The 19,464-nt window shown below is 55.7% G+C and carries 23 protein-coding genes and 1 other RNA gene; 16 read left to right on the plus strand and 8 right to left on the minus strand.

The window, feature by feature from the left end; all coding sequences use genetic code 11:
* The first annotated feature begins 49 nt into the window (after positions 1 to 49).
* Positions 50 to 490: a ClpXP protease specificity-enhancing factor gene (locus LN244_RS04390; RefSeq protein ID WP_239042364.1), complete on the plus strand. Its 441-nt coding sequence runs from the start codon at positions 50 to 52 to the stop codon at positions 488 to 490.
* 49 nt (positions 491 to 539) lie between these two features.
* Here the strand turns inward: LN244_RS04390 and LN244_RS04395 are convergent, their stop codons facing one another.
* Genes LN244_RS04395 through LN244_RS04410 form a run of 4 tightly spaced genes read right to left on the minus strand, consistent with a single transcriptional unit; the run spans position 540 to position 3,928 of the window.
* Complete coding sequence (locus LN244_RS04395) at positions 540 to 1,115, minus strand: BON domain-containing protein (RefSeq protein ID WP_239041633.1); 576 nt, start codon at positions 1,113 to 1,115, stop codon at positions 540 to 542.
* 5 nt (positions 1,116 to 1,120) lie between these two features.
* Positions 1,121 to 1,705, minus strand: coding sequence for an SIS domain-containing protein (locus tag LN244_RS04400; protein WP_239041634.1), 585 nt, complete (start codon positions 1,703 to 1,705; stop codon positions 1,121 to 1,123).
* Between the two features lie 18 nt (positions 1,706 to 1,723).
* Positions 1,724 to 2,083: a YraN family protein gene (locus LN244_RS04405; RefSeq protein ID WP_239041635.1), complete on the minus strand. Its 360-nt coding sequence runs from the start codon at positions 2,081 to 2,083 to the stop codon at positions 1,724 to 1,726.
* A 12-nt stretch (positions 2,084 to 2,095) separates the two neighbouring features.
* Positions 2,096 to 3,928 (minus strand): penicillin-binding protein activator, encoded by a 1,833-nt coding sequence (locus LN244_RS04410; RefSeq protein ID WP_239041636.1) that lies wholly within the window; start codon positions 3,926 to 3,928, stop codon positions 2,096 to 2,098.
* Positions 3,929 to 3,964: 36 nt separating this feature from the next.
* Here LN244_RS04410 and rsmI point away from each other — a divergent pair, with 36 nt between their 5' ends.
* The 3 genes from rsmI (at position 3,965) to LN244_RS04425 (ending at position 5,682) form a co-directional block, all read left to right on the plus strand.
* Entirely contained in the window at positions 3,965 to 4,798 is an 834-nt protein-coding gene (gene rsmI, locus LN244_RS04415) for a 16S rRNA (cytidine(1402)-2'-O)-methyltransferase (RefSeq protein ID WP_239041637.1), read from the plus strand.
* A gap of 40 nt (positions 4,799 to 4,838) precedes the next feature.
* Positions 4,839 to 5,192: RNase P RNA component class A (rnpB, locus tag LN244_RS04420), an RNA gene on the plus strand.
* A gap of 151 nt (positions 5,193 to 5,343) precedes the next feature.
* A complete protein-coding gene (locus LN244_RS04425; RefSeq protein ID WP_239041638.1) occupies positions 5,344 to 5,682 on the plus strand; it encodes a TfoX/Sxy family protein in 339 nt (112 codons plus the stop codon).
* 112 nt (positions 5,683 to 5,794) lie between these two features.
* Here the strand turns inward: LN244_RS04425 and LN244_RS04430 are convergent, their stop codons facing one another.
* Positions 5,795 to 6,655 carry an endonuclease/exonuclease/phosphatase family protein gene (locus LN244_RS04430; protein WP_239041639.1) on the minus strand — a complete coding sequence of 287 codons (861 nt, stop codon included), beginning with the start codon at positions 6,653 to 6,655 and terminating at the stop codon, positions 5,795 to 5,797.
* Positions 6,656 to 6,747: 92 nt separating this feature from the next.
* On the opposite strand from LN244_RS04430, the gene LN244_RS04435 reads away from it, so the two are divergent.
* On the plus strand, positions 6,748 to 7,269 hold the full coding sequence (locus LN244_RS04435) for a GNAT family N-acetyltransferase (RefSeq protein ID WP_239041640.1): 522 nt from the start codon (positions 6,748 to 6,750) through the stop codon (positions 7,267 to 7,269).
* 8 nt (positions 7,270 to 7,277) lie between these two features.
* Here LN244_RS04435 and LN244_RS04440 read toward each other — a convergent pair whose 3' ends face one another.
* The gene (locus tag LN244_RS04440; RefSeq protein WP_239041641.1) at positions 7,278 to 7,967 is read right to left on the minus strand and encodes a pseudouridine synthase; all 690 of its coding nucleotides are present in this window, start codon (positions 7,965 to 7,967) and stop codon (positions 7,278 to 7,280) included.
* A 147-nt stretch (positions 7,968 to 8,114) separates the two neighbouring features.
* Here LN244_RS04440 and LN244_RS04445 point away from each other — a divergent pair, with 147 nt between their 5' ends.
* The gene (locus LN244_RS04445) at positions 8,115 to 8,771 is read left to right on the plus strand and encodes a DsbA family oxidoreductase (RefSeq protein ID WP_239041642.1); all 657 of its coding nucleotides are present in this window, start codon (positions 8,115 to 8,117) and stop codon (positions 8,769 to 8,771) included.
* 20 nt (positions 8,772 to 8,791) lie between these two features.
* Here LN244_RS04445 and LN244_RS04450 read toward each other — a convergent pair whose 3' ends face one another.
* Positions 8,792 to 9,772: a nucleoid-associated protein gene (locus tag LN244_RS04450; RefSeq protein WP_239041643.1), complete on the minus strand. Its 981-nt coding sequence runs from the start codon at positions 9,770 to 9,772 to the stop codon at positions 8,792 to 8,794.
* An 89-nt stretch (positions 9,773 to 9,861) separates the two neighbouring features.
* Positions 9,862 to 10,569 (minus strand): dienelactone hydrolase family protein, encoded by a 708-nt coding sequence (locus LN244_RS04455; protein WP_239041644.1) that lies wholly within the window; start codon positions 10,567 to 10,569, stop codon positions 9,862 to 9,864.
* Positions 10,570 to 10,820: 251 nt separating this feature from the next.
* Between LN244_RS04455 and LN244_RS04460 the strand changes: the two genes are divergently transcribed.
* From LN244_RS04460 to LN244_RS04505, 10 genes are read left to right on the plus strand one after another with little or no spacing between them, the layout of a single operon-like run.
* A complete protein-coding gene (locus tag LN244_RS04460) occupies positions 10,821 to 11,645 on the plus strand; it encodes an alpha/beta fold hydrolase (protein ID WP_239041645.1) in 825 nt (274 codons plus the stop codon).
* Positions 11,642 to 11,926: a hypothetical protein gene (locus LN244_RS04465; protein ID WP_239041646.1), complete on the plus strand. Its 285-nt coding sequence runs from the start codon at positions 11,642 to 11,644 to the stop codon at positions 11,924 to 11,926. The genes LN244_RS04460 and LN244_RS04465 overlap by 4 nt, the downstream gene beginning before the upstream one ends.
* Positions 11,927 to 11,931: 5 nt before the next feature.
* Positions 11,932 to 12,774, plus strand: a complete 843-nt coding sequence (locus tag LN244_RS04470; protein ID WP_239041647.1) for a DODA-type extradiol aromatic ring-opening family dioxygenase — start codon at positions 11,932 to 11,934, stop codon at positions 12,772 to 12,774.
* A gap of 6 nt (positions 12,775 to 12,780) precedes the next feature.
* Positions 12,781 to 13,128 (plus strand): non-heme iron oxygenase ferredoxin subunit, encoded by a 348-nt coding sequence (locus LN244_RS04475; RefSeq protein ID WP_239041648.1) that lies wholly within the window; start codon positions 12,781 to 12,783, stop codon positions 13,126 to 13,128.
* Positions 13,129 to 13,153: 25 nt separating this feature from the next.
* Complete coding sequence (locus tag LN244_RS04480; RefSeq protein WP_239041649.1) at positions 13,154 to 14,500, plus strand: aromatic ring-hydroxylating oxygenase subunit alpha; 1,347 nt, start codon at positions 13,154 to 13,156, stop codon at positions 14,498 to 14,500.
* Positions 14,500 to 15,039 (plus strand): 3-phenylpropionate/cinnamic acid dioxygenase subunit beta, encoded by a 540-nt coding sequence (locus LN244_RS04485; protein WP_239041650.1) that lies wholly within the window; start codon positions 14,500 to 14,502, stop codon positions 15,037 to 15,039. Before LN244_RS04480 ends, LN244_RS04485 begins: the two co-directional genes overlap by 1 nt.
* A gap of 8 nt (positions 15,040 to 15,047) precedes the next feature.
* Positions 15,048 to 15,830 carry a 3-(cis-5,6-dihydroxycyclohexa-1,3-dien-1-yl)propanoate dehydrogenase gene (gene hcaB, locus LN244_RS04490; protein ID WP_239041651.1) on the plus strand — a complete coding sequence of 261 codons (783 nt, stop codon included), beginning with the start codon at positions 15,048 to 15,050 and terminating at the stop codon, positions 15,828 to 15,830.
* A 37-nt stretch (positions 15,831 to 15,867) separates the two neighbouring features.
* Complete coding sequence (locus LN244_RS04495; RefSeq protein ID WP_239041652.1) at positions 15,868 to 16,806, plus strand: NAD(P)H-dependent flavin oxidoreductase; 939 nt, start codon at positions 15,868 to 15,870, stop codon at positions 16,804 to 16,806.
* Positions 16,807 to 17,589 (plus strand): 2-keto-4-pentenoate hydratase, encoded by a 783-nt coding sequence (locus LN244_RS04500; RefSeq protein ID WP_239041653.1) that lies wholly within the window; start codon positions 16,807 to 16,809, stop codon positions 17,587 to 17,589.
* 35 nt (positions 17,590 to 17,624) lie between these two features.
* Complete coding sequence (locus tag LN244_RS04505) at positions 17,625 to 19,460, plus strand: feruloyl-CoA synthase (RefSeq protein ID WP_239041654.1); 1,836 nt, start codon at positions 17,625 to 17,627, stop codon at positions 19,458 to 19,460.
* The last annotated feature ends 4 nt before the right edge of the window (positions 19,461 to 19,464 follow it).

Raw genomic sequence — 19,464 nt, forward strand, 5'->3', positions numbered from 1 at the left:
CCCCTTGCAGCTGTTTTATCTGAAAGGGGCAGGAGCATTTATGAGCGATATCAAACCCAGCCGTCCCTACCTGCTGAGAGCCTTGTACGAGTGGGTGCTTGACAACAACATGACCCCGCACATTGCAGTTGATGCAACCTTGCAGGGTGTGCAGGTGCCTGATCAATTTGTGCAGGATGGCCAGATCACCCTCAATATTGCTCCATCAGCGGTACAGGGATTGATGATTGACGACCAGGGCATCAGTTTCAGTGCGCGCTTTGGTGGTGTCCCGATGAACGTCTATGTCCCAATGGTAGCCGTGCTGGCTATCTTTACCCGTGAGAACGGTATGGGTATGGGCTTTGGCATGGAACCGGGAGTTGAGGTGCTGCTTGAGCAGGCTGAAAATGCAGCAGTGCTGCAGGAAGCTTCCGTTGAAACTTCGGTAGCTGAAGACGACACGCCGCGTAGGGATAACAAAAAGCCAACTCTGCGTGTTGTGAAGTAACAATCTTCCATGTTGCCGAGCTGCGGTTCAGCAGCTCGGCACCCCCTTGTCAGGCTCCAATGTACTCAAAAACCTTGACGATTTTCCGTACACCGGTAACGGAGCGGGTTATTTCGACAGCAATGTCAGCCTCTGCAGGCGTGACCAGCCCCATCAGATAAACGACACCATTCTCTGTCACGACCTTGATGCGTCCACCGGATACGCGCTCATCGGCCAGCATTTGTACCTTGATGCGGCTGGTCAGATATACGTCGTTACTACGTACGATCGTAGAGGTGGGGCCGGCAACTTCCAGTTCGTTGTGAATCTTGCGTACATGGCGCACTTGGCGAGCCACGTTTTCGGCTTCCTGTTTGACTTGCTCATCAGGCACCTGTCCGATCAGGAGCACCTGTCCGTTATAGCTGACGGCATTGATATGCGATTGAGCCAGGCGCTCTGACCCTTTACTGATGTTGACCAGAATCTTGGTCTCAATCGACTCGTCTTCGAGGTAGCGTCCCAGAGTGCGGCTTCCCTGGTCTTCCTGTATCGGCTCTTCCCGGGTTGCGCTGATGATGCTTGAGCAGCCAGTGAGTAGGGTCGATGCAATAACCATTGCGATCAGGGGGCGTTTAAGCATGTTGATCAGCCTCCAAAGAGTTGGTATTCAATCAGGTCGCACAAACAGTGCAAAACCAGCAGGTGGGCACCGTGGATGAGTGCATCTTCAGTGCCAGGAATGCAGATCTCGATTTCATCGGGCAGTAACAATGCGGCCATGTTGCCGCCATCGCCACCACTGAGCGCGATGACCATCATGTCACGATCATGAGCGGCCTGTATGGCTTGCACAAGGCTGTTGGCGCGACCGTGGGTCGAGATCAGCAGCAGAATGTCACCGGGTTGCCCCAGCGCTCTTATTTGCTTGGAGTAAACGTCGGTAAACCCGGTCTCCTCGCTGATACCACTCATGGCTGCGGCATCGTTGAGAGTCAATGCCGGTAAGCCGGGGCGCTCGTGGCGAAAGCGATTCAGCAGCAGTGAGGCGAAGTGTTGTGCCAATGCTGCTGAGCCGCCATTTCCGACGCACAAAATCTTCTGTTCACTGACAAGACATTGCAGCAGGAGTTCACCGGCTTCTGCGATCAGAGGAGTATGCTGCTCAATGGTAAGCGCATTAATCTCCATGGTGTTGTGAAACTGACTGACAATGCGGTCTTCGAGTTCCATTAAAAGCGTTTCCGGTGTTCAGGGACGAAAAGCGTCTTTATACCATACTGGAGGGCTACTCTCCGAGTCTCCTTCAAAGGCAAGCACATCGAACCGACAGGTACGCTGGCTCCAGTGAGGGTTTCGGCTTAGCATGAAACGGGCTGCCCGGATCAGTTTCTGCTGCTTGCGCCAGTCCACAGACACCGCTGCACCGCCAAAATAACGGCTGCTGCGGCGGCGCACTTCGACGAAAACAATCTGCTCACCATCCTGCATGATCAAATCGATTTCGCCCAAGCGGCAATGGGCGTTGCGTTGCAGAAGGGCTAATCCCTGCTGAGTGAGCCAATGCTCGGCCCGTTGCTCGGCATCCATGCCGATACGGTAGCGATCCATCGCGATTTCCTCTCAATTTTCAGTGGTGGCCGTCTGAGCTGAAATCAGGCTGGCCGGCTCTCCATCGGTGAAAGTGGTGCAGCTCAATTCTCGCTGCAGGCGTTTATTCTGGTCCATTGTCAGCTGCCCGGTTTCGCCCAGCATGAAGCTGCCCGGGCGCTGCTCAAGTTGAGGCAGCCAAGGGTAAACCTTGATGGCGTCTATACCCAATGCAAACAGTCGGCCAAAGCGAGACAGTGTCTCCTCGCCGTTGCCGCTCAACAGTCTCTGGGCCTCGCTCGCAGGCTGAAGCAGCCAGGGCAGGTCGCAGAAGGTAATGCCGTTCAGGTCCACGTCACGGGTTGCATCCGGGTAGCCTACATACAGGTGCGAAGTGGCATAGACGGGCAGGTCGGCAGCAAAGTGGTAATCCAGCATCGGTTTGATCAGGCGAGCAGCGTCTGGCAAGGCGGTCATCAGAATGGCGTCGGCATCCTGGCGACGTCGCTCTTGAAACTCGATTTTTTGTCTCAGCAACTCACGCAGCTGCTGTTCTCGCTCAGCGCTTTGGCGGGTCAAAAGCAACTCTGCAACCTGGTCGTTGTAATTATCCGTTGCTTGATAGCGCAGCGCACCAACAACCTGCCCACCCTGCGTTTCAAGTTCTTCCTGCATGACGCTGGCTACCCTGTCACCCCATTCCGCGGCCGGGGTGATCAGGAGTACCCGCTTATGGCCGTCGGCCAAAGCGCGGCGCGCCGCCATGCGTGCCTCATGCTCGGAGGATAGCTCCAGTTGCCAAGGTCTTGAAGGACCTGGTTCGGCAGGGTTCAGAGCCAACGTTGGAATTTCCAGATCCGGTTGCGCGGCAATCTGATTGACGAGCTCAGGATTGAGAGGGCCAACCAACAAGTCAACATTGAGCTGTCGTGCCTGCTCCAGCAGAAGGCTTACATCCGTCATGCCGGTTGAGTCGAGCATGATCAGCTCAGGCGAGGGCTTGCCTTCACGGCGCATGATCTCCAGCTGTGCCTCCATGCCCTGACGAATGGCTGAAGCAGGTCTTGCAAGCTCACCGCTCAGGGGCAGGATCACCCCAATACGCTGAGCCATCAGCTGTTCACCGTCCAGTTCAAGACCCAGCAGACCTGCAGGTGGTAGTGTCAGGGCAGGGTGTGATTCCCATAGTCGGCTCCAGTTGTCGATTGCCTGCTGACGTGCGGCAAGGTCTGAGCTGGCGCGAATCATCAAGGCCAATTCAAACCAGCCCTGTTCCTGGTAGTTGTTGTTGGCCACCGATGCGGCCTTGATGTCGGCAAGCGGGCCTTGTTGTAAAAGGCGCCAAATCTGATCGTGATAGCGCTGCTGCTCCTGAGGGTCCAGGGTCAGGAGGCTGCTGACGATCAGCTCGCGAACGGCGGCAGTGACATTGTTTTGCTGCAGCCAGGCATCTGCGCGCATCTGGCCCAGCTCGGCCTGTTGAAGTGCAGAAAGACTGTTGAAGCGCTGACGGTCCAGCGATTGCAGGGCTGCTGCCGGATTGTCGGATTCAAGAGTGAGCAGGGCTGTCAGCTTGGCGATCTCAAATGCCAGAGTTGGCGGCAGCCGACTGATATCTGTTGCATTCAGAATCTGCAGTGCGCGCTGCTGCTCACCGGTCTGCGCCAGCATGCGAGCGGCCTGCAGCCGCAGTTCGGCAGCCGGTGTGGCCGGCAGGCTAGCGGCCTTTCGCAGCAAGCCGTCAGCGCTCTGATCATCAGTGGCCACTTTATCCACAACCTGCGGTGGAGGCACTTGGCTTGCACAGCCCGCCAACAGTGCAGTCGCCAGCAGAAGGCTGAAAGACAGCCGGTGTATATTCGTCATATAATCCCAATCCTTGCCAACAGATGGATATCCTAAATGTCAGAACCAGTTCTCTACATCGTAGCTACGCCGATCGGTAACCTGGCAGACCTGTCGGAGCGCGCGCAGGAGGTGCTGGCCAGCGTTGACTACATTGCCGCCGAGGATACCCGTCACAGCGGGCGCTTGCTGTCTCACTTTAACATTAAAGGACAGATGATTTCAGTGCATGATCACAACGAACGTCAGCGTTGTGAGCACATTATCAATCTGTTAGGCAGTGGTCATTCGATCGCCCTGGTCAGTGATGCTGGAACCCCGCTGATTTCTGACCCTGGCTTTTATCTGGTGCGTGCGGTGAGAGAAGCCGGTTACAAGGTTTCTCCTGTGCCGGGGTGCTGTGCCTTTATTGCGGCCCTGTCAGCTTCAGGGCTGCCTTCAGATCGATTCCAGTTCATCGGGTTCCTACCGGCTAAGAGCGGCGCCCGCACTCAGGTGCTCGATGCGCTGGCTGAAAACGGCGAAACGCTGGTGTTCTATGAGTCTACCCATCGTATTGTGGATAGCCTGAAGGCGATGCAGATGGCTTTTGGTGAAGATCGCTATGCGGTGGTCGCACGAGAGCTGACCAAAACGTTTGAAACCATCCATGGCGATACGCTGGCGGAGTTGATCCGTTGGATGGAAGCAGATGCCAACCAGCAGCGTGGAGAGTTCGTTGTACTGGTTCAGGGAGCCGACAATACTCTGGATGAAGATGCCATCGACCCCGACGCTGAGCGCATTCTGCGTATTCTGGCCAAGGAGTTGCCACCGAAAAAGGCGGCCGGGGTGGCGGCTGAAATTACTGGTTACAAGAAAAATCGCCTCTATCAGCTGTTGATCGACTGATTCGCTTGCGTAACGGGTACAGACCTATATACTTCGCGCCAGAGTCTGCCAGGCAATCGCTGCTGCGTTCGCGCAGGGGAGGAAAGTCCGGGCTCCATTGGGCAAGGTGCCAGATAACGTCTGGGCGGCGTGAGCCGACGGAAAGTGCAACAGAAAGTATACCGCCTAAGCATCTTCGGATGACGGTAAGGTTGAAATGGTGCGGTAAGAGCGCACCGCGTGGGTGGCAACACTCCACGGCGATGGTAAACCCCACCCGGAGCAAGACCAAATAGGGACCCATTAAGGCGTGGCCCGCGCCGGGTCCGGGTAGGTCGCTGGAGGCCAGTGGCGACGCTGGTCCTAGATGAATGATTGTCCACGACAAAACCCGGCTTATCGGCAGACTCTCTCTTTCTCTCCTTTATTGCTTTCCTGTTCGCCATCAAATGGCTGTCAACATATCAGTATTGCCCTCAGTAACCTGTGTGGCCAGAATGAATCACATGAAGCGGTGTCTGTCCCAGTCAGTGGCCTGATAAGGCCTTGATCAATGGAAGGTTGATATGGCATATGACGAAGGTCTGGCCGAGCGTGTGAATGACTATTTTCATGGACGTCCCGGGTTTACAACCAGACGGATGTTTGGCGGTCTATGCTACATGCTCAATGGTCATATGTGCTGCGGTATTCTTGGCGACACGCTGATGGCCCGTGTTGGGCCTGATCAGTATGCTGCCTGTCTCCAGCTGCCGTTTGCTCGTGAGATGGATTTTACCGGCAGGGCGCTGACAGGTTTTGTCTATGTTGCACCTGAAGGTATAGCGGAGGATGCCGAGCTTGATGCCTGGCTTGCGCGTTGTGAAACCTTTGTTGCGAGCTTGCCGCCCAAGTCCGCGGGTTGAGGGCAGGGTCATAGACGGACTCATTCCCGGCGTTCTCTGTTAACTGCCGATTGCGTTGTGCTCAAGCCCGGGTTGCCCGTTGCCGCTTACCGATAGGCGCATCGAAGTCGTATCAAAGGTGTTGCAGGCAGGGTGGCAGGCCGATTTCCATGGCGATGGGGCGATGGTCCGAGATGGTGTAATCCAGTACGCGGACATTGCGCAGGTCCAGGCTGGGCGAGATCAGGATGTGGTCGAGGGCATGTCGAGGCTGCCAGCTGGGGTAGGTGTGCAGGGTGTCTTCAGCGGAAACCAGTTTCAGGCCGCGCATGGCCGGTCGGTTGAGCAGGTGTTCCAGTGGATTATTCATATCGCCCATCAGTACCACATGAGGATGTGATTCAACCAGCTCACGAATATAGCGCAGCTGACGGTCCTGAGTGCGAGCGCCCAGTGCCAGGTGCAGCACAATGATCAGCAGAGAGTTGTGACCTTCGCCAAAGCGAACCAGAATGGCTCCGCGGCCGGGGATTAACCCGGGCAGTCGGTGATCTTCAACCTGGCTTGGCTGGATTCGGCTCAATACGCCATTACTGTGCTGTGCCAGTTTGCCCAGGTTGCGGTTGAGCTGCTGATACCAGTAGGGAAACTGGCCCGCATGGGCAAGGTACTCGACCTGGTTGACGAAGCCGCTGCGAATACTGCCGCCATCGGCTTCCTGCAATGCAACCAGATCGTATTGGCGCAGCAGGCGGCCGATCTGGTCAAGTGTCTGGTTGCGGCCTCGGTGGGGCAAAATGTGTTGCCAGCCACGGGTCAGGTAATGGTGATAGGCCTGCGTCTTGATACCCACCTGAATATTGAAGCTGAGCAGTCTCAGTGTGTCACGCCGGAGACTTTGGTCAGTTGGTTTGCCGACCAGGCGCTGGCTTTTTTCGGGGGCTGGGGTTTCCTGAACGGGTAGCGGCATGACAGTGGCTTGGGTCCCTTGCATCCGGTTATTCTCAGCCTAAGCGACCAACCCGAATGCGTCCAGCATGAACGGTGACGCGTTTTGACTTTGCGCATGATTTGACGGGAGTGTGCATGCATATCGATTACTGCTGTGAAGAGAATTCGGCTGAAACGGTGCTTGAGATTTTTAATGATGCCATTCTCAATACGACGTCCATTTATGAGTATCAGGCTCGCACTCCCGAACAGATCGCTGACTGGTTTCGCAACAAGGCTGCCGGAGGCTGGCCAGTATTGGGGGCTTTCGATGAAGAGGGCAATTTGACCGGTTTCGCCAGTTACGGCTCCTTTCGCCCCTATCCCGCCAACCTTTATACCGTCGAGCACTCGGTCTATGTGCATCCGGCCCACCGTGGCAAGGGCATTGCCAGAACGTTGCTGTGTCGGCTGATCGAGGAGGCTCGTGCTCAGGAGCTCCACGTCATGATCGGGGCGATTGATGCGGACAACGGAGCCAGTATCCGGTTGCATGAAAGCTTGGGTTTTACGCATGCCGGCACCATTGTGCAAGCGGCCTTCAAGTTTGAGCGCTGGCTGGACCTTGCTCTTTACCAGTTGCTGCTAGAGACGCCAATACAGCCAGACGCTGGTTGAGCATCCACTTAGATTGCCGTGCGTTCGGAATCGGTCAGGAGGCGAAACTCACCGGGTCTGAGCTGTTCATCCAATGTAATAGGCCCCATGCGCTCACGGTGCAGCGCCGTGACCGCGTTGCCGATCGCTGCAAACATGCGCTTGACCTGATGGTGACGCCCTTCAAAGATGGTCAGTCGGCAGCAATGCTCAGACAGGCGCTCAATGGTTGCGGGCGAGGTCATAACGCCTTCTCGTGCCAGCCAGATGCCCTGCTGAAAACGGGCCTCAGCGTCAGGGCTGATCGGTTCAGCTGTCGTGACCAGATAAATCTTCGGGATTTTCTCTTCCGGTGCTGTGATCCGACGCGACCAGAGACCATCGTTGGTCAGGATGAGCAGACCGGTAGTTGCGCGATCGAGTCGTCCCGCGATGTGCAGTTTGGGGCGCAGCGTCGAGGGCAACAGCTCCAGTACGGTCTTGTGCTCAGGATCCGAAGTGGCGCTGAGATATCCGGCGGGTTTGTGCAGCATGATGTAGTGGGGTTGCTGTTGCTGCAACAGCTGACCATCGAGCCGAATGGTACTGAAAGCGGTGACGGCATGGCGCGGGTCAGTAATGATGCAACCATCGACTTCAGCATGACCAGAGGCGACAAGGCGCCTTGAGGTTTGATGGCTGTGAGCGGTGTGTTTGCAGATGAAACGGTCCAGGCGCACCTTGATCTCGTCCGGTTTCTGTTGTCAGGGGCAGTGTACCCGCTGGGTCAGAACTCTGAAAGCCATGAGGCTCAAGAGCGCCTCTTCACATCGCCCCTCGGCTGGGGTAGCGTGACATTCCCGCTCAATGGCCAAGAAGAGGTAATCATGGCGTTTAAAGTTAAGATCGATTTTGTTTCCGACGTCATGTGTCCCTGGTGTGCGGTTGGATTGCACAGTCTGCTGCAGGCACTGGATCAACTGGGTGGTGCGGTCGATGCCAACATCCATTTTCGCCCCTTTGAACTGGCACCGGATATGGAAAGCGACGGGGAGTACATCATTCCACACCTGTGTGCCAAGTACGGCATCAGCGAGGCGCAGGTGAAACAGAATCAGGCTCAGATCGCTGCCCGCGGTGAGCAGTTGGGTTTCAGGTTCGATTTTCGTGAAGACAGCCGCAAGTGGAATACCTTTGATGCGCATCGTCTGCTGCACTGGGCCGGAGAGTTGGGGTGTGAGCAGCAGTTGGCGCTCAAGAAGGGGCTGCTCGAAGCCTACTTCACTCACAATCGTAACCCTTCAGACCCTCAGGTGTTGGGCGAGGTGGCGGCAGAAGCGGGTCTGGATAGTGCTGCTGCACAGGATGTGCTGAGAAGCGGGCGTTATGCCGATGAAGTACGTCAGGAAGAGTCTCTGTGGCAGCAGAGAGGCGTAAGGTCGGTTCCCACTATCGTATTCAACGAGCGCTATGCACTGACGGGGGGGCAGCCGGTTGAGGCTTTTGTCGAGGCCATACTGGAATTGCAGATGAAGGAGGGCTGAGCCCTCCCGCGTCAGCCGGGTTATTCTCCCTTGAGCTGCTTCACCAGTGCTGAAGGCAAATCTTTCAGTGTCAGTGTTTCCGTAGAGGGGTCGAAGGTGATCGACCTGCCCAGCGACTCGTTGCTGAAGCTGATCGAGACCTCCTTGGTGCGTCCGGTATAACGGATGTATTTTTTCAGGCTGCTGCGATCCGGGATGAACTCCTCCTTCATCTCGGGGGCGCGCTCCGCTATGAATTCATCCAGCGATACTTCGGCGACCGAGTCAACGCTGCCGGCCAGTTCGCGGTAGTTGACGGCGGCGCCTTCCTTTGACTGCTCCATGCAGAACTCGGCGACTTCCTTCTGGTAGCGTTTGGCATTCTCTTCCGGCATGGATTCGGCATAGTCACTGACCACTTCCATGAAACGCTCGGTATCGGCCTGAGTATCAACGGTATCGGTGAAACCGAAAAAAACCATCAGGGGCTGCTGCAGTGGGCGGTCGCCGAAGCCAAAGCTCAGTGTCAGGTAGCGCTTGCCATCGGGGTTGCTGAGCTCGTGCAGATCGATGCAGGCGCACAGTCCGGTCTTGGCAAAGTCGATATAGCCGGTTTCCTGCAGGTCGTTATCGTTGTTGAGCAGAAGGCCATCTTTCTGTTTTAGCTGGGCGATCCACAGTCGGTGCGCGGCTTCCAGCTCTTCTTCGACGAACAGCCAATGGCCATCGGTTTCCAGATCTTCCTGTTCCATCAGCATCGCCAGATGTTCGATCACCTTGGCTGTGAACTGGGTGAACCCAAGGTTTTGATCACGCCAGTTCACCAGCAGTCCCTTGAATACCGTGGCTTCGTCAGCAAAGCAGCCGTAGCGCTTGCTGGCGCGACGAGTAAACAGCGGCTTGAGCTCAGCCAGCAGACGGTTATTCAGCCCTTCTCGGTCAAAAGGTGCTTCACGCAGGCTGTAGGACTGGTCACCGGTACGACGTGTCAGGCGGTGAGCGATAGCGGCGGTGGCTGGCATGGTCTGGCTCCGAGCTGGGTGTGAACGGGACGAGGATTATAAACAATCCCTGTGGTAAAGCTGTACCCGGCTGGAGCCTGGAAGTGGTATCAATCGAACCTTTGCAGCCGGTCGACCGCATAGTGCCAGCTTCGTTCGGCGACTTCCGGATTGTACTGCACTCCGTTTTCAGGGTTGTTGGCGTCCGGCAGCATGAAAGAGTGCTGCGTACGGCTGAAGTTGATGAACGTCAGATCCAGCTGGTGGCGTTCAAAGTAGCGCTCGGTGGTTCGAATATCCGCCTCCGGCACCATGGGATCGGCCAATCCATTCAAAATCATGAAACGGGTGGCAGGGTCGGCCGGTGGAGCGTTCAAGGGAAAGGAAAGCAGTCCGTGGAAGCTGATGGCATGTGCAAGGCCGGTCTGTGTCAGGCCCGAGAGCATTGCACACATGCCGCCCAGACAGAATCCCATCACCGAGTTGGTCATGGTCGTTTGACCGGTATGCGCCAGCACGAAGGCGTTCAGCCGGTGCAAGTGTCCCGTCATCGCCTTGAAGTCTCGCGTGTAACCCAGCATGGCCTCTCGCCGCGCTTCAATCGTGGACAGGTCGCAGTGACGGCCAAAAAAGTCCATCACAACAGCGTCCAGTCCTGACGTGTTTAACCGTTCGGCAATGTTGCGCTCGAAATCGGTAATACCTGCCCAGGTGGAATAGATCAGAACCTGATGGGTGGCATGGTCGGTTTTGAATACTTCATGTCTGTGATGATTGTCCCCAAGAGACTGCTCAACGGTCTGTTGTCGATTTTTCATGAATACACCTATGTATTGTTACGGTCTGGATTTTCGCGTATTTGGTGGCGCATGTCATCTGTCATGGAAGTGTTAGCCAAAAGTTTAACTTTGAACATTTATATGCATAAAAAACAAAAAGTTATATTTATTTCTTGGGTTGTATTTCAGCTTTTGATGGTGTGGGGTTTGAATGACAGGAAGGGTTTTTGTTGACGGTTCTGTATGTTGTCACTAGTATCCGAATACACAACTGTATGTTCGGAGGTGTGATGAAAGAGTCAGATCGCAAGTTTGTTCAGGCGGCCGGTCATGAAACGGCGTACTTTGAATGCGGTGCCGGAGCACCTCTGTTGCTGCTGCACGGTTCAGGTCCCGGTGTATCCGGCTGGACCAACTGGAATGGTGTCATGGATCAGTTGGCAGAAAACTTCCATGTCATCGTTCCGGATATTGCCGGCTTCGGTTTTACCGAATTCAAGGAGGATGCCCACTACGACATCAAGTTCTGGGTCAATCATCTGGTCGAGTTCATGGATGCCATCGGTCTGGATAAGGCCTCTCTGGTTGGTAACTCCTTCGGCGGTGCCGTTGGTATCGGTCTGGCGCTGTTCAACCCCGAGCGTCTGGATAAGCTGGTACTGCTGGGTACGCCGGCAGGTACGTTTGTACAGACCAAAGGATTGGCGGGTGCCTGGTTGTACGAGCCGTCAGTGGAAAACATGCGCGCTCTGATGGAGCTGTTCCCGTACAACACGTCTCTGATCACCGATGAGCTGGTGCAATCCCGCTATGAAGCCAGCGCCCGACCCGGTGCCCAGGATGCTCTGCGCAAGCTGATTCCGCAGCCGAACACCGAAGGTGAAACCCTGGTCAAGGGCTTCCCGGAAAAGGCCATCAAGCATATTCAGGCTCCGACCCTGATCCTGCACGGGCGTGAAGATAATGTGGTGCCGGTGCAGTGTGGTCGCGTGCTGTCCGAGAACATCCCCAACAGCGATCTGTATGTGTTTGGTCAGTGCGGCCACTGGGTACAGACCGAGCAGAAGCAGAAGTTCCTCAATATTCTGAACACCTTCATCGGAGGTGTCGCATGAAGCGGGACGTGCTTGAACGCATCCTCTGGAGTCTCTCCGTGGATCGTTTCTCGAAGGAAAAATACCGCGAAGACCCGCAGAAATTCCTTGGACGATTTCCGCTCGATGAAGAAGGCGCGCGCATGATTCTCGAGTTTGACGTCAAGGCGATGCAGGAAGAGGGCGTGAATCCGATGTTGACGCTTGGCTACTGGATCGAGATGTCGCCGGATCGCCGGGTTTCTTCCTATAACCGCAAGCTGGGCTCTGATTCCGCCCACTCCGCATCAATCAAGGGGTAAGCACTATGGCAGAGATTACTGGCGGTTTTCTGGTTCCGCATGACCCGGTCATGTTCGTGGCGCCAGATGCGCCCGAGGCTGATAAAGCAAAGAAAGTGTGGGATGCCTATGAGACCTGTGCCCAGCGCCTGGCCGACAGCGCGGCTTCCAGCGTCATCATCATCGGCAATGATCACTACATGCTGTTTGGCACCACTTGCCTGCCCAAATACTGCATCGCGACCGGTCATGTTGAAGGTCCGCTTGATCAGTTGCCGGGCTTGAAAAAGGAGCAGGTGAGCAACCACGAAGCGCTGGCGCAGCACATTGCCCAACAGGGCTCAGACAGTGGTTTTGATTGGGCGGTCGCACGCTCGTTTACCACGGATCACGCGTTCTCCATTCCCTACAAGCTGATTGTTCGCCGTGCCGAAGAGATCAGTGGTCGCAGCATTACGGCCATACCGGTGTATCTGGCCAGTGCCGTTGATCCGTTTATCACCAAGGCGCGCGCGCGTCAGTTGGGTGAGCAGATTCGCGCCGCAGTGGAGTCATTCGACAGCGATGAACAGCTCTTCGTGATCGGCAGTGGCGGCATCAGCCACTGGGTGGGGGTCAAGGAAACCGGCAAGGTCAACGAGGCGTTCGATCATCAGGTTATCGACCTCTGCTGCAATGCCGACATCGACGGGCTGGCGGCTTATACCGATGAGCAGGTGCTGGAAAACGGCGGCAACGGCGCTATGGAGATTCGCAACTTCATCTGTGCGATGGCTGCCGCAAATGCCTCCAGGGGAGAGCTGATCGAGTATCAGCCGGTGCCGGAGTGGGTGACCGGTCTGGGCTTTATTGAATTGAAGAAAGGCTGAGCAGTAATGGAAGTTATTGAAAAGGTGTTTTTGTGCAAGGTGTCAGAGCTTGCTGAAAACCAGGTCAAGAAAATCGATAACGCCGAGTTCGGTGACATCGCGGTGTACAACCTCGGCGGCCACTATTACGCGACCGCGGATCTGTGTACGCACGCCACAGCATCCCTGGCCGAGGGAGATATCGAAGATGACATGATCACCTGCCCCGTGCACTGGGGACAGTTTCATATACCGACCGGCAAGGCGCAGGGGTTCCCCTGCGAAATCGACCTGAGAACCTATCCGGTCGAAATTGAGGGTGACGAGATATTTGCCTTGATTGAGGCAGATCCGGCGTTAATTGCGAAAGGCTAAGGCTAAGGCTAAAAGGTGTCAGACCATGGGAAATATAATTAAAACACTCGATGTAACGGATTCATTGACCGGCCTCAAGGATGTTTGTGACCTTGAGAACGGACGTATTGCAGGCAAGATCTTCTACGATCAGGCGATCTACGAACAGGAGCTGGAAAAGGTATTCGCACGCTGCTGGCTGTTTGTGGCACACGAATCCCAGATCCCGAACACCGGAGACTACATCACCACCACCATGGGTGAAGATGAAGTGATCGTGATCCGCCAGAAGAGCGGCGGCATCAAGGTGTTCCTGAATGCCTGTCCGCACCGCGGCAACAAGGTCTGTTTTGCCGAGTCCGGCAGCACTCGAGGTTTTATCTGTAACTACCATGGCTGGTCTTTCAACGTCGAGGGTAACCTGGTCGGCCAGCATGAATCAGGGGTCTACGAAGACAGCAACTTTGACAAGTCCAAGTGGGGCCTGAAAGAAGTTGCCAAGGTCGATTCCTACAAGGGGTTGGTCTTTGCCACCTTTGATCCAGAAGCGCCAACGCTGAAGGAGTACCTGGGTCCGATTGCCTGGTATATGGATGCTCTGTTCGACAATCAGGAGGGTGGCACCGAGTTTGTCGGCGGCTGCATTCGTTCCACTTACGAATGCAACTGGAAAATCGCGGCTGAAAACTTTGTCGGCGATATTCTGCATGCCGGTTGGACGCATGATTCTGCCGCACGTGCCATGCTTGGCGGTGCCGTGGCCAAGGTGAGTGACTTCGAAGAGTCCTACTCCGTCAACTGGAACGGTCATGGTTATGAATTTGCCCTCGATACCGTGGGCAATGTGGCGGTATTGGGTGAGAGTGCGCTGAACAAGTACCTGCATACCATCAAGCCGTCCGTTGCTGAGCGTCTGGGTGACTTCCGCTCCAACATGATCGGCTCAGTCTCCTCCTGCACCATCTTCCCGAACTTCTCCTTCCTGCCGGGCCAGAACACTGTACGTGTATGGCAGCCGCGTGGGCCGAACAAGATGGAACTGTTCACCTGGGTCGTGGTGAACAAGAGTGCTCCGGAAGAGGTAAAGGAAAAGTGGCGCAAGGGCGCGATGATGACGTTCTCTCCGACCGGTGTCTTTGAGATGGATGACGGAGAAAACTGGGAGTACTGCACCAAAACTGCCAAGGGTCGTGTCACGGCTCAGCAGGATCTGTTTGTAGGGCTCGGAATGGACAGCCTGCTCACCGAAACACCGCTGCCGGGTAACGTTTATGAAGGTCAGTTGAACGAAGCCAACTCGCGTGCCTTCTACCAGTACTGGTACGACATGCTCAACTCTCGCAGCTGGAGTGAAGTTCCCAATCGTAACGTTGGCAAACCGGAGGCTGAATAATGACTGCTCTGTATGATGAACTGCGTCCGGTATCTGCCGAACAGCATTACCGCATCACTCATTTTCTGAACTACGAATACCGCCTGCTGGACGATGAGCGCTTTGATGACTGGCTGGCGCTGATGCACGAGGATATCCACTACTGGATGCCGGGTATCGAAAACCGTCGCCGTGAAAATCTGCTCGAGCACGGCTTTTACGCGGCTGATCACATGGCATTCTTTGATGACCGCTTGCGTGATCTTGGACGGCGCGTCGCGCGCTTCCAGCAGCCTTCAGCCTGGGCTGAAAACCCGGCAACCCGAAACGTACACCAGCTGACCAATGTGGAGGTCTACTACGGTGAAACCGACGGGGAGTTTATCGTTTATTCCACTTTCCAGAGTGTGCGCAGTCGTGGCCTGGATGAAGAGTATGTCATCTATGGCCGCCGACAGGACCTGATCGTGGCTGATGGTGACCGCTTCAAGATCAAGAAACGCCTGATCCTGATCCCGAATGCGACGCTGACCTGCAAAAACATCAACACCTTCCTCTGAGGTGCAGCATGACAGCACTTGATAACAAGGTTGCTCTGGTTTCAGGCGGTGCAGACGGCATCGGTCGCGCCGTGGTCGAGCGCTATCTGGCAGAAGGAGCCAGAGTCGCGGTGTTCGACATCGATGCCGACAAGCTCGAAGCGCTCAAGCGTGATTACCCGGAGGGGCTGATCACGGTACGGGGGGATGTGACCTGCTACGAGGATAATGCGCGTGCGGTGGCCGATACGGTCGCCGCCTTTGGCAAACTCGATATTTTTGTGGGCAATGCCGCGCTGTTTGATTACTTCGTGCCGCTGCGCAAGATCGCTCCGGAAAGCCTGGCCGAAAACTTTGATCGCCTGTTTCACGTCAATGTGATGGGGTATCTCAACGGCGTTCGAGCCGCACAGGAAGAGCTGAAGAAAAGCCGCGGCAGCATCATTCTGACAGTGTCCAATTCCGGATTCTATCCGGGCGGCGGGGGCATTCTCTATGTCACCTCGAAGCATGCAGTCGTTGGCATGATCAAACAGCTGGCCTACGAGATGGCACCGGATGTGCGCGTCAACGGAGTGTCTCCCGGGGCGACCGATACCGAAATGAAATCGGTAGAGGGGATTTCAGGACGTGCCCAGCCGCTGAACCAGATTCAAGGCTTCCATGAGAATGCGGCCAACGCCGTGCCGTTGAAGCGGATTGCATCGCCGGCGGACCACGCCGCACTTTATGTAGTGTTAGCATCCAGCGAACAGTCCCCGATGACGACGGGAAGCGTTATCCACAGTGATGGTGGCTGGGTCGCCCGGTAACGGGCAGGCCCAGTCATATAACTGGAGCATAACAATAATGAATATTTTCCAACGTACGCGGCTGCCACTACTGGTGGCGCCGATGTTTCTGGTGTCTTCGCCAGCGCTGGTGATTGCCGGTGCCCGTGCCGGAGTGATTGGCGCACTCCCGGCGGCGAATGCCCGTACCGTCGAGACACTTGATGAGTGGCTGGCACAGATTCACGCCGAGCTGCACGAAGAGCAGCTGCCCTGGCTGCTCAATATGATCGTGCACTCTTCCTACGATCGTTTCGATGCCGAGCTGGAGCTGGTGCGCCGTTATCAGCCTGCGATCGTGACCACCGCACTGGGTTCGCCGGCGCGGGTGACCGATACCGTAAAAGCCTATGGCGGCCAGGTTTTCGCGGATGTGATCACCCCTGCCATGGCGAAGAAATCGATTGCGGCGGGAGTGGATGGCCTCATTCTGGTGTGCAGTGGTGCCGGCGGCCATACCGGCAGATACAACCCGCTGGCATTCATTAACGAAGTGCGAGAATTCTGGGATGGTCCTCTGGGGGTCGCAGGCTGTGTATCGCGCGGACGGGATGTGCTGGCGATGCAGGCAGCAGGGGCTGACTTTGTGGTCGTGGGTACGCGCTTTATCGCCGCACAGGAAAGCTTCGCCAGTGACGAGTATCGCGACATGCTGGTCGCCTCCGGCCTTGAGGATATTGTTGAAACCACGGCGGTCAGCGGTGTTAATGCGACCTGGATGAAAGCCAGTCTGGAAAAGGCAGGCATTCAGCCTGAGCAGGCAGCTTCAAGCAAGCCGATCGACTTTTCGGGCAACATCTCAACGGCCAACAAGGCCTGGAAAGACGTATGGTCGGCTGGGCAAGGTGTGGGGGCAACCCGCGAAGTGGCATCAGCAAGCCAGATCATAGATGAATTGCATGAAGAGTATGTCTCAGCTCTGAAGCACATGAAAAACCTGTCAGAGGGATACCTGTAAATGAGTCAGGAAGAGTTCAATGCTGTAGCACAGCGCATAATTAAAGCCAGAACAGACGCGTGTGCGACCGGACCCATTTCGGCGGATTATCCCCATTTTGGCATGGATGACGCCTATGCAGTTCAGCAGCTGGTCAACCGTGAGCGACTGGAGAAAGGTGGGCGCGTAACCGGTTATAAGATCGGTTTGACCTCCGAAGCTGTTCAACGGCAGTTGGGGGTGGATCAGCCCGATTACGGTGTTCTGTTCGCCGAGATGGAGCGCCGCTCTGGTGCGCTGATCGATTGCTCGCAACTGATTGCTCCCAAGGCAGAGGGCGAGATCGGCTTCATTTTCAAGAATGATCTCGATCGAAAGGATCTGACGTTTACCGAGATGCTGGCCGAGATCGATTGTTTCATGCCCGTGGTGGAGATCGTCGATTCCGTGGTGCGTGATTGGAAAATCAATATCGTTGATACCGTTGCCGACAACGCTTCTTCGGCTCTCTACATGGTGGGTGCCAAACGGTTTGATCCTTCTGGGGTGGACTTTACCCGCCTGAGTGTGTCCATCGAGACGGAAGGCGGTGATCCCGTTCATGGAACCGGGGCGGCCTGTCTGGGTAATCCGTTGAACGCAACCTGGTGGCTGGCTCGAAAGCTGTATGATCTGGGCACCCCGATCCGAAAGGGGCACCTTGTGCTGTCGGGTGCCATGGCGCCGATGGTCAGCATCGAGCCGGGCATGCAGCTCAGATTCAGCTTTGATCAGCTCGATGAGCTGGTGCTGAAAGCCGGTTAACTGACTGATAACAATAAGATTCTAAAGGTTTTAAGATGAGTGCAGATGTTTTTGCGCAGCTACCGAACACTCGTATAGCAGTCGAAAGTCGAGCTGACGGTGTCTTCATTGTCAGATCAGAGACGGAGCTGGGAACCTATGATCGTTGTGTCGGTGACTGGCTGGAAAGGTGGGCAGAAGAACGCCCGGGGCAGGTGTTTATTGCCGAGCGTCACGGCAGCACCTGGGATGAAGTCAGCTATGCCGAGTTTCGCACCCGTGTAAGGGCCGTGGCTCAGGGGCTGATTGATCTGGGGCTGGAAAGTGATGGTCAGCGGCCACTGGTCATTCTATCCGGTAACTCGGTTGATCATGCATTGATCAAGATGGCTGCCATGTATATCGGTGTACCGGTTACACCTGTGTCAGTGGCCTATTCTCTGATGTCACGCTCCCATGATCGCTTGCAGGCGATTATCGCCAAACTCAACCCCTGCGCCGTGTTTGCGGATGATGCCGAGCTGTTCCGGGCATCCTTTGATGCGTGCAAGGGCGTCGACCTGTTCATCGCTTCACGCAATATCGAGCAGGGCAGCGGGGTTCACTGTCTCAAGGCCATGCTGGAAACCGAGGCATCTGAAGAGGTGGATCGCCGTTTTGCGGCCATTGGGCCTGATACTCACGCCAAATACATGCTGACGTCAGGCTCGACCGGGACGCCAAAGGTCGTGGTCAATACGCAGCGCATGATGTGCTCCAACCAGCAGATGATTGCACAGTACTGGCCCTTTGTTGAAACGAAAGCGCCACGAGTGCTTGATTGGCTGCCCTGGAGTCACACCTTTGGCACCAACCACAATTTCAACCTGGTGTTGCGCAATGGTGGTTCGCTCTATATCGACAGTGGCAAGCCGCTGCCGGGTCTGATCGGCGAAACCATCCGCAATCTCCGTCATGTAAAGCCGAACCTGTTTTTCAATGTGCCCAAGGGCTATGAGGTCCTGTTGGAGCAGATGCGGGATGATCAGGCGCTATGCCAGTCCTTCTTCTCCAACCTGGACATGCTGTTTTATGCCGGAGCAGCCCTGTCCAGGCCTGTGTGGGATGAGCTCAAGCAGCTCTGTGAAGCCACGGGCAATGATGTGTTCTTTACCACCGAATGGGGCGCGACCGAAACGGCACCTGCCATCACCAACGTACATTGGCGGCTGGATCAGCCTGGCAACATCGGCGTGCCTTTCCCGGGGGTGGAGATCAAGTTCGTGCCTAACGGTTCCAAGCTGGAGATGCGCATCAAGGGACCGATAGTCTTCAACGAATACCTCCATGACCCCGAGAAGTCAGCAGAGGCGTTTGATGAGGAAGGCTTTTATCGGATTGGGGATGCCGGCCTGTTGCAGGACCCTGATAACGCCTCAGCGGGTATCCGTTTCGATGGCCGAGTGTCCGAGGATTTCAAACTGAGCACGGGCACCTGGGTATGTGTTGCCAGTATTCGTGCTCAGGTACACAAGTTCTTCGGTGACCTGGTAACCGATGTGGTGGTGACCGGGCATGATCGTGACTATCTAGGCTTGCTCGTCATTCCGGGTCCCCGTATGCGCAAGCTGGCCGAGGACAAGGGCGGAACGATGACTGGTTCTGAATTGATGCAGGAGCCGCATGTCCGTGAAGAGCTGAATACGGCGATGACGCTGATGGCCCAGGTGGCCAAAGGATCGGCACAAAAGGTTTGCCGCTTGGTGGTGCTGGATACTCCCGCTGAAATCGAGAAGGGAGAAGTGACTGACAAGGGCAACCTGAACCAGAGAAAGATGCTGGAAACGCGTGGCGTGGATGTCGAGCGCCTCTACGCGGAAAAACCGGATCAACTGGTTCTGAGCATTATCTGATTGG

This window comes from Marinobacterium sediminicola, assembly GCF_022343685.1.
Classification (GTDB): domain Bacteria; phylum Pseudomonadota; class Gammaproteobacteria; order Pseudomonadales; family Balneatricaceae; genus Marinobacterium; species Marinobacterium sediminicola.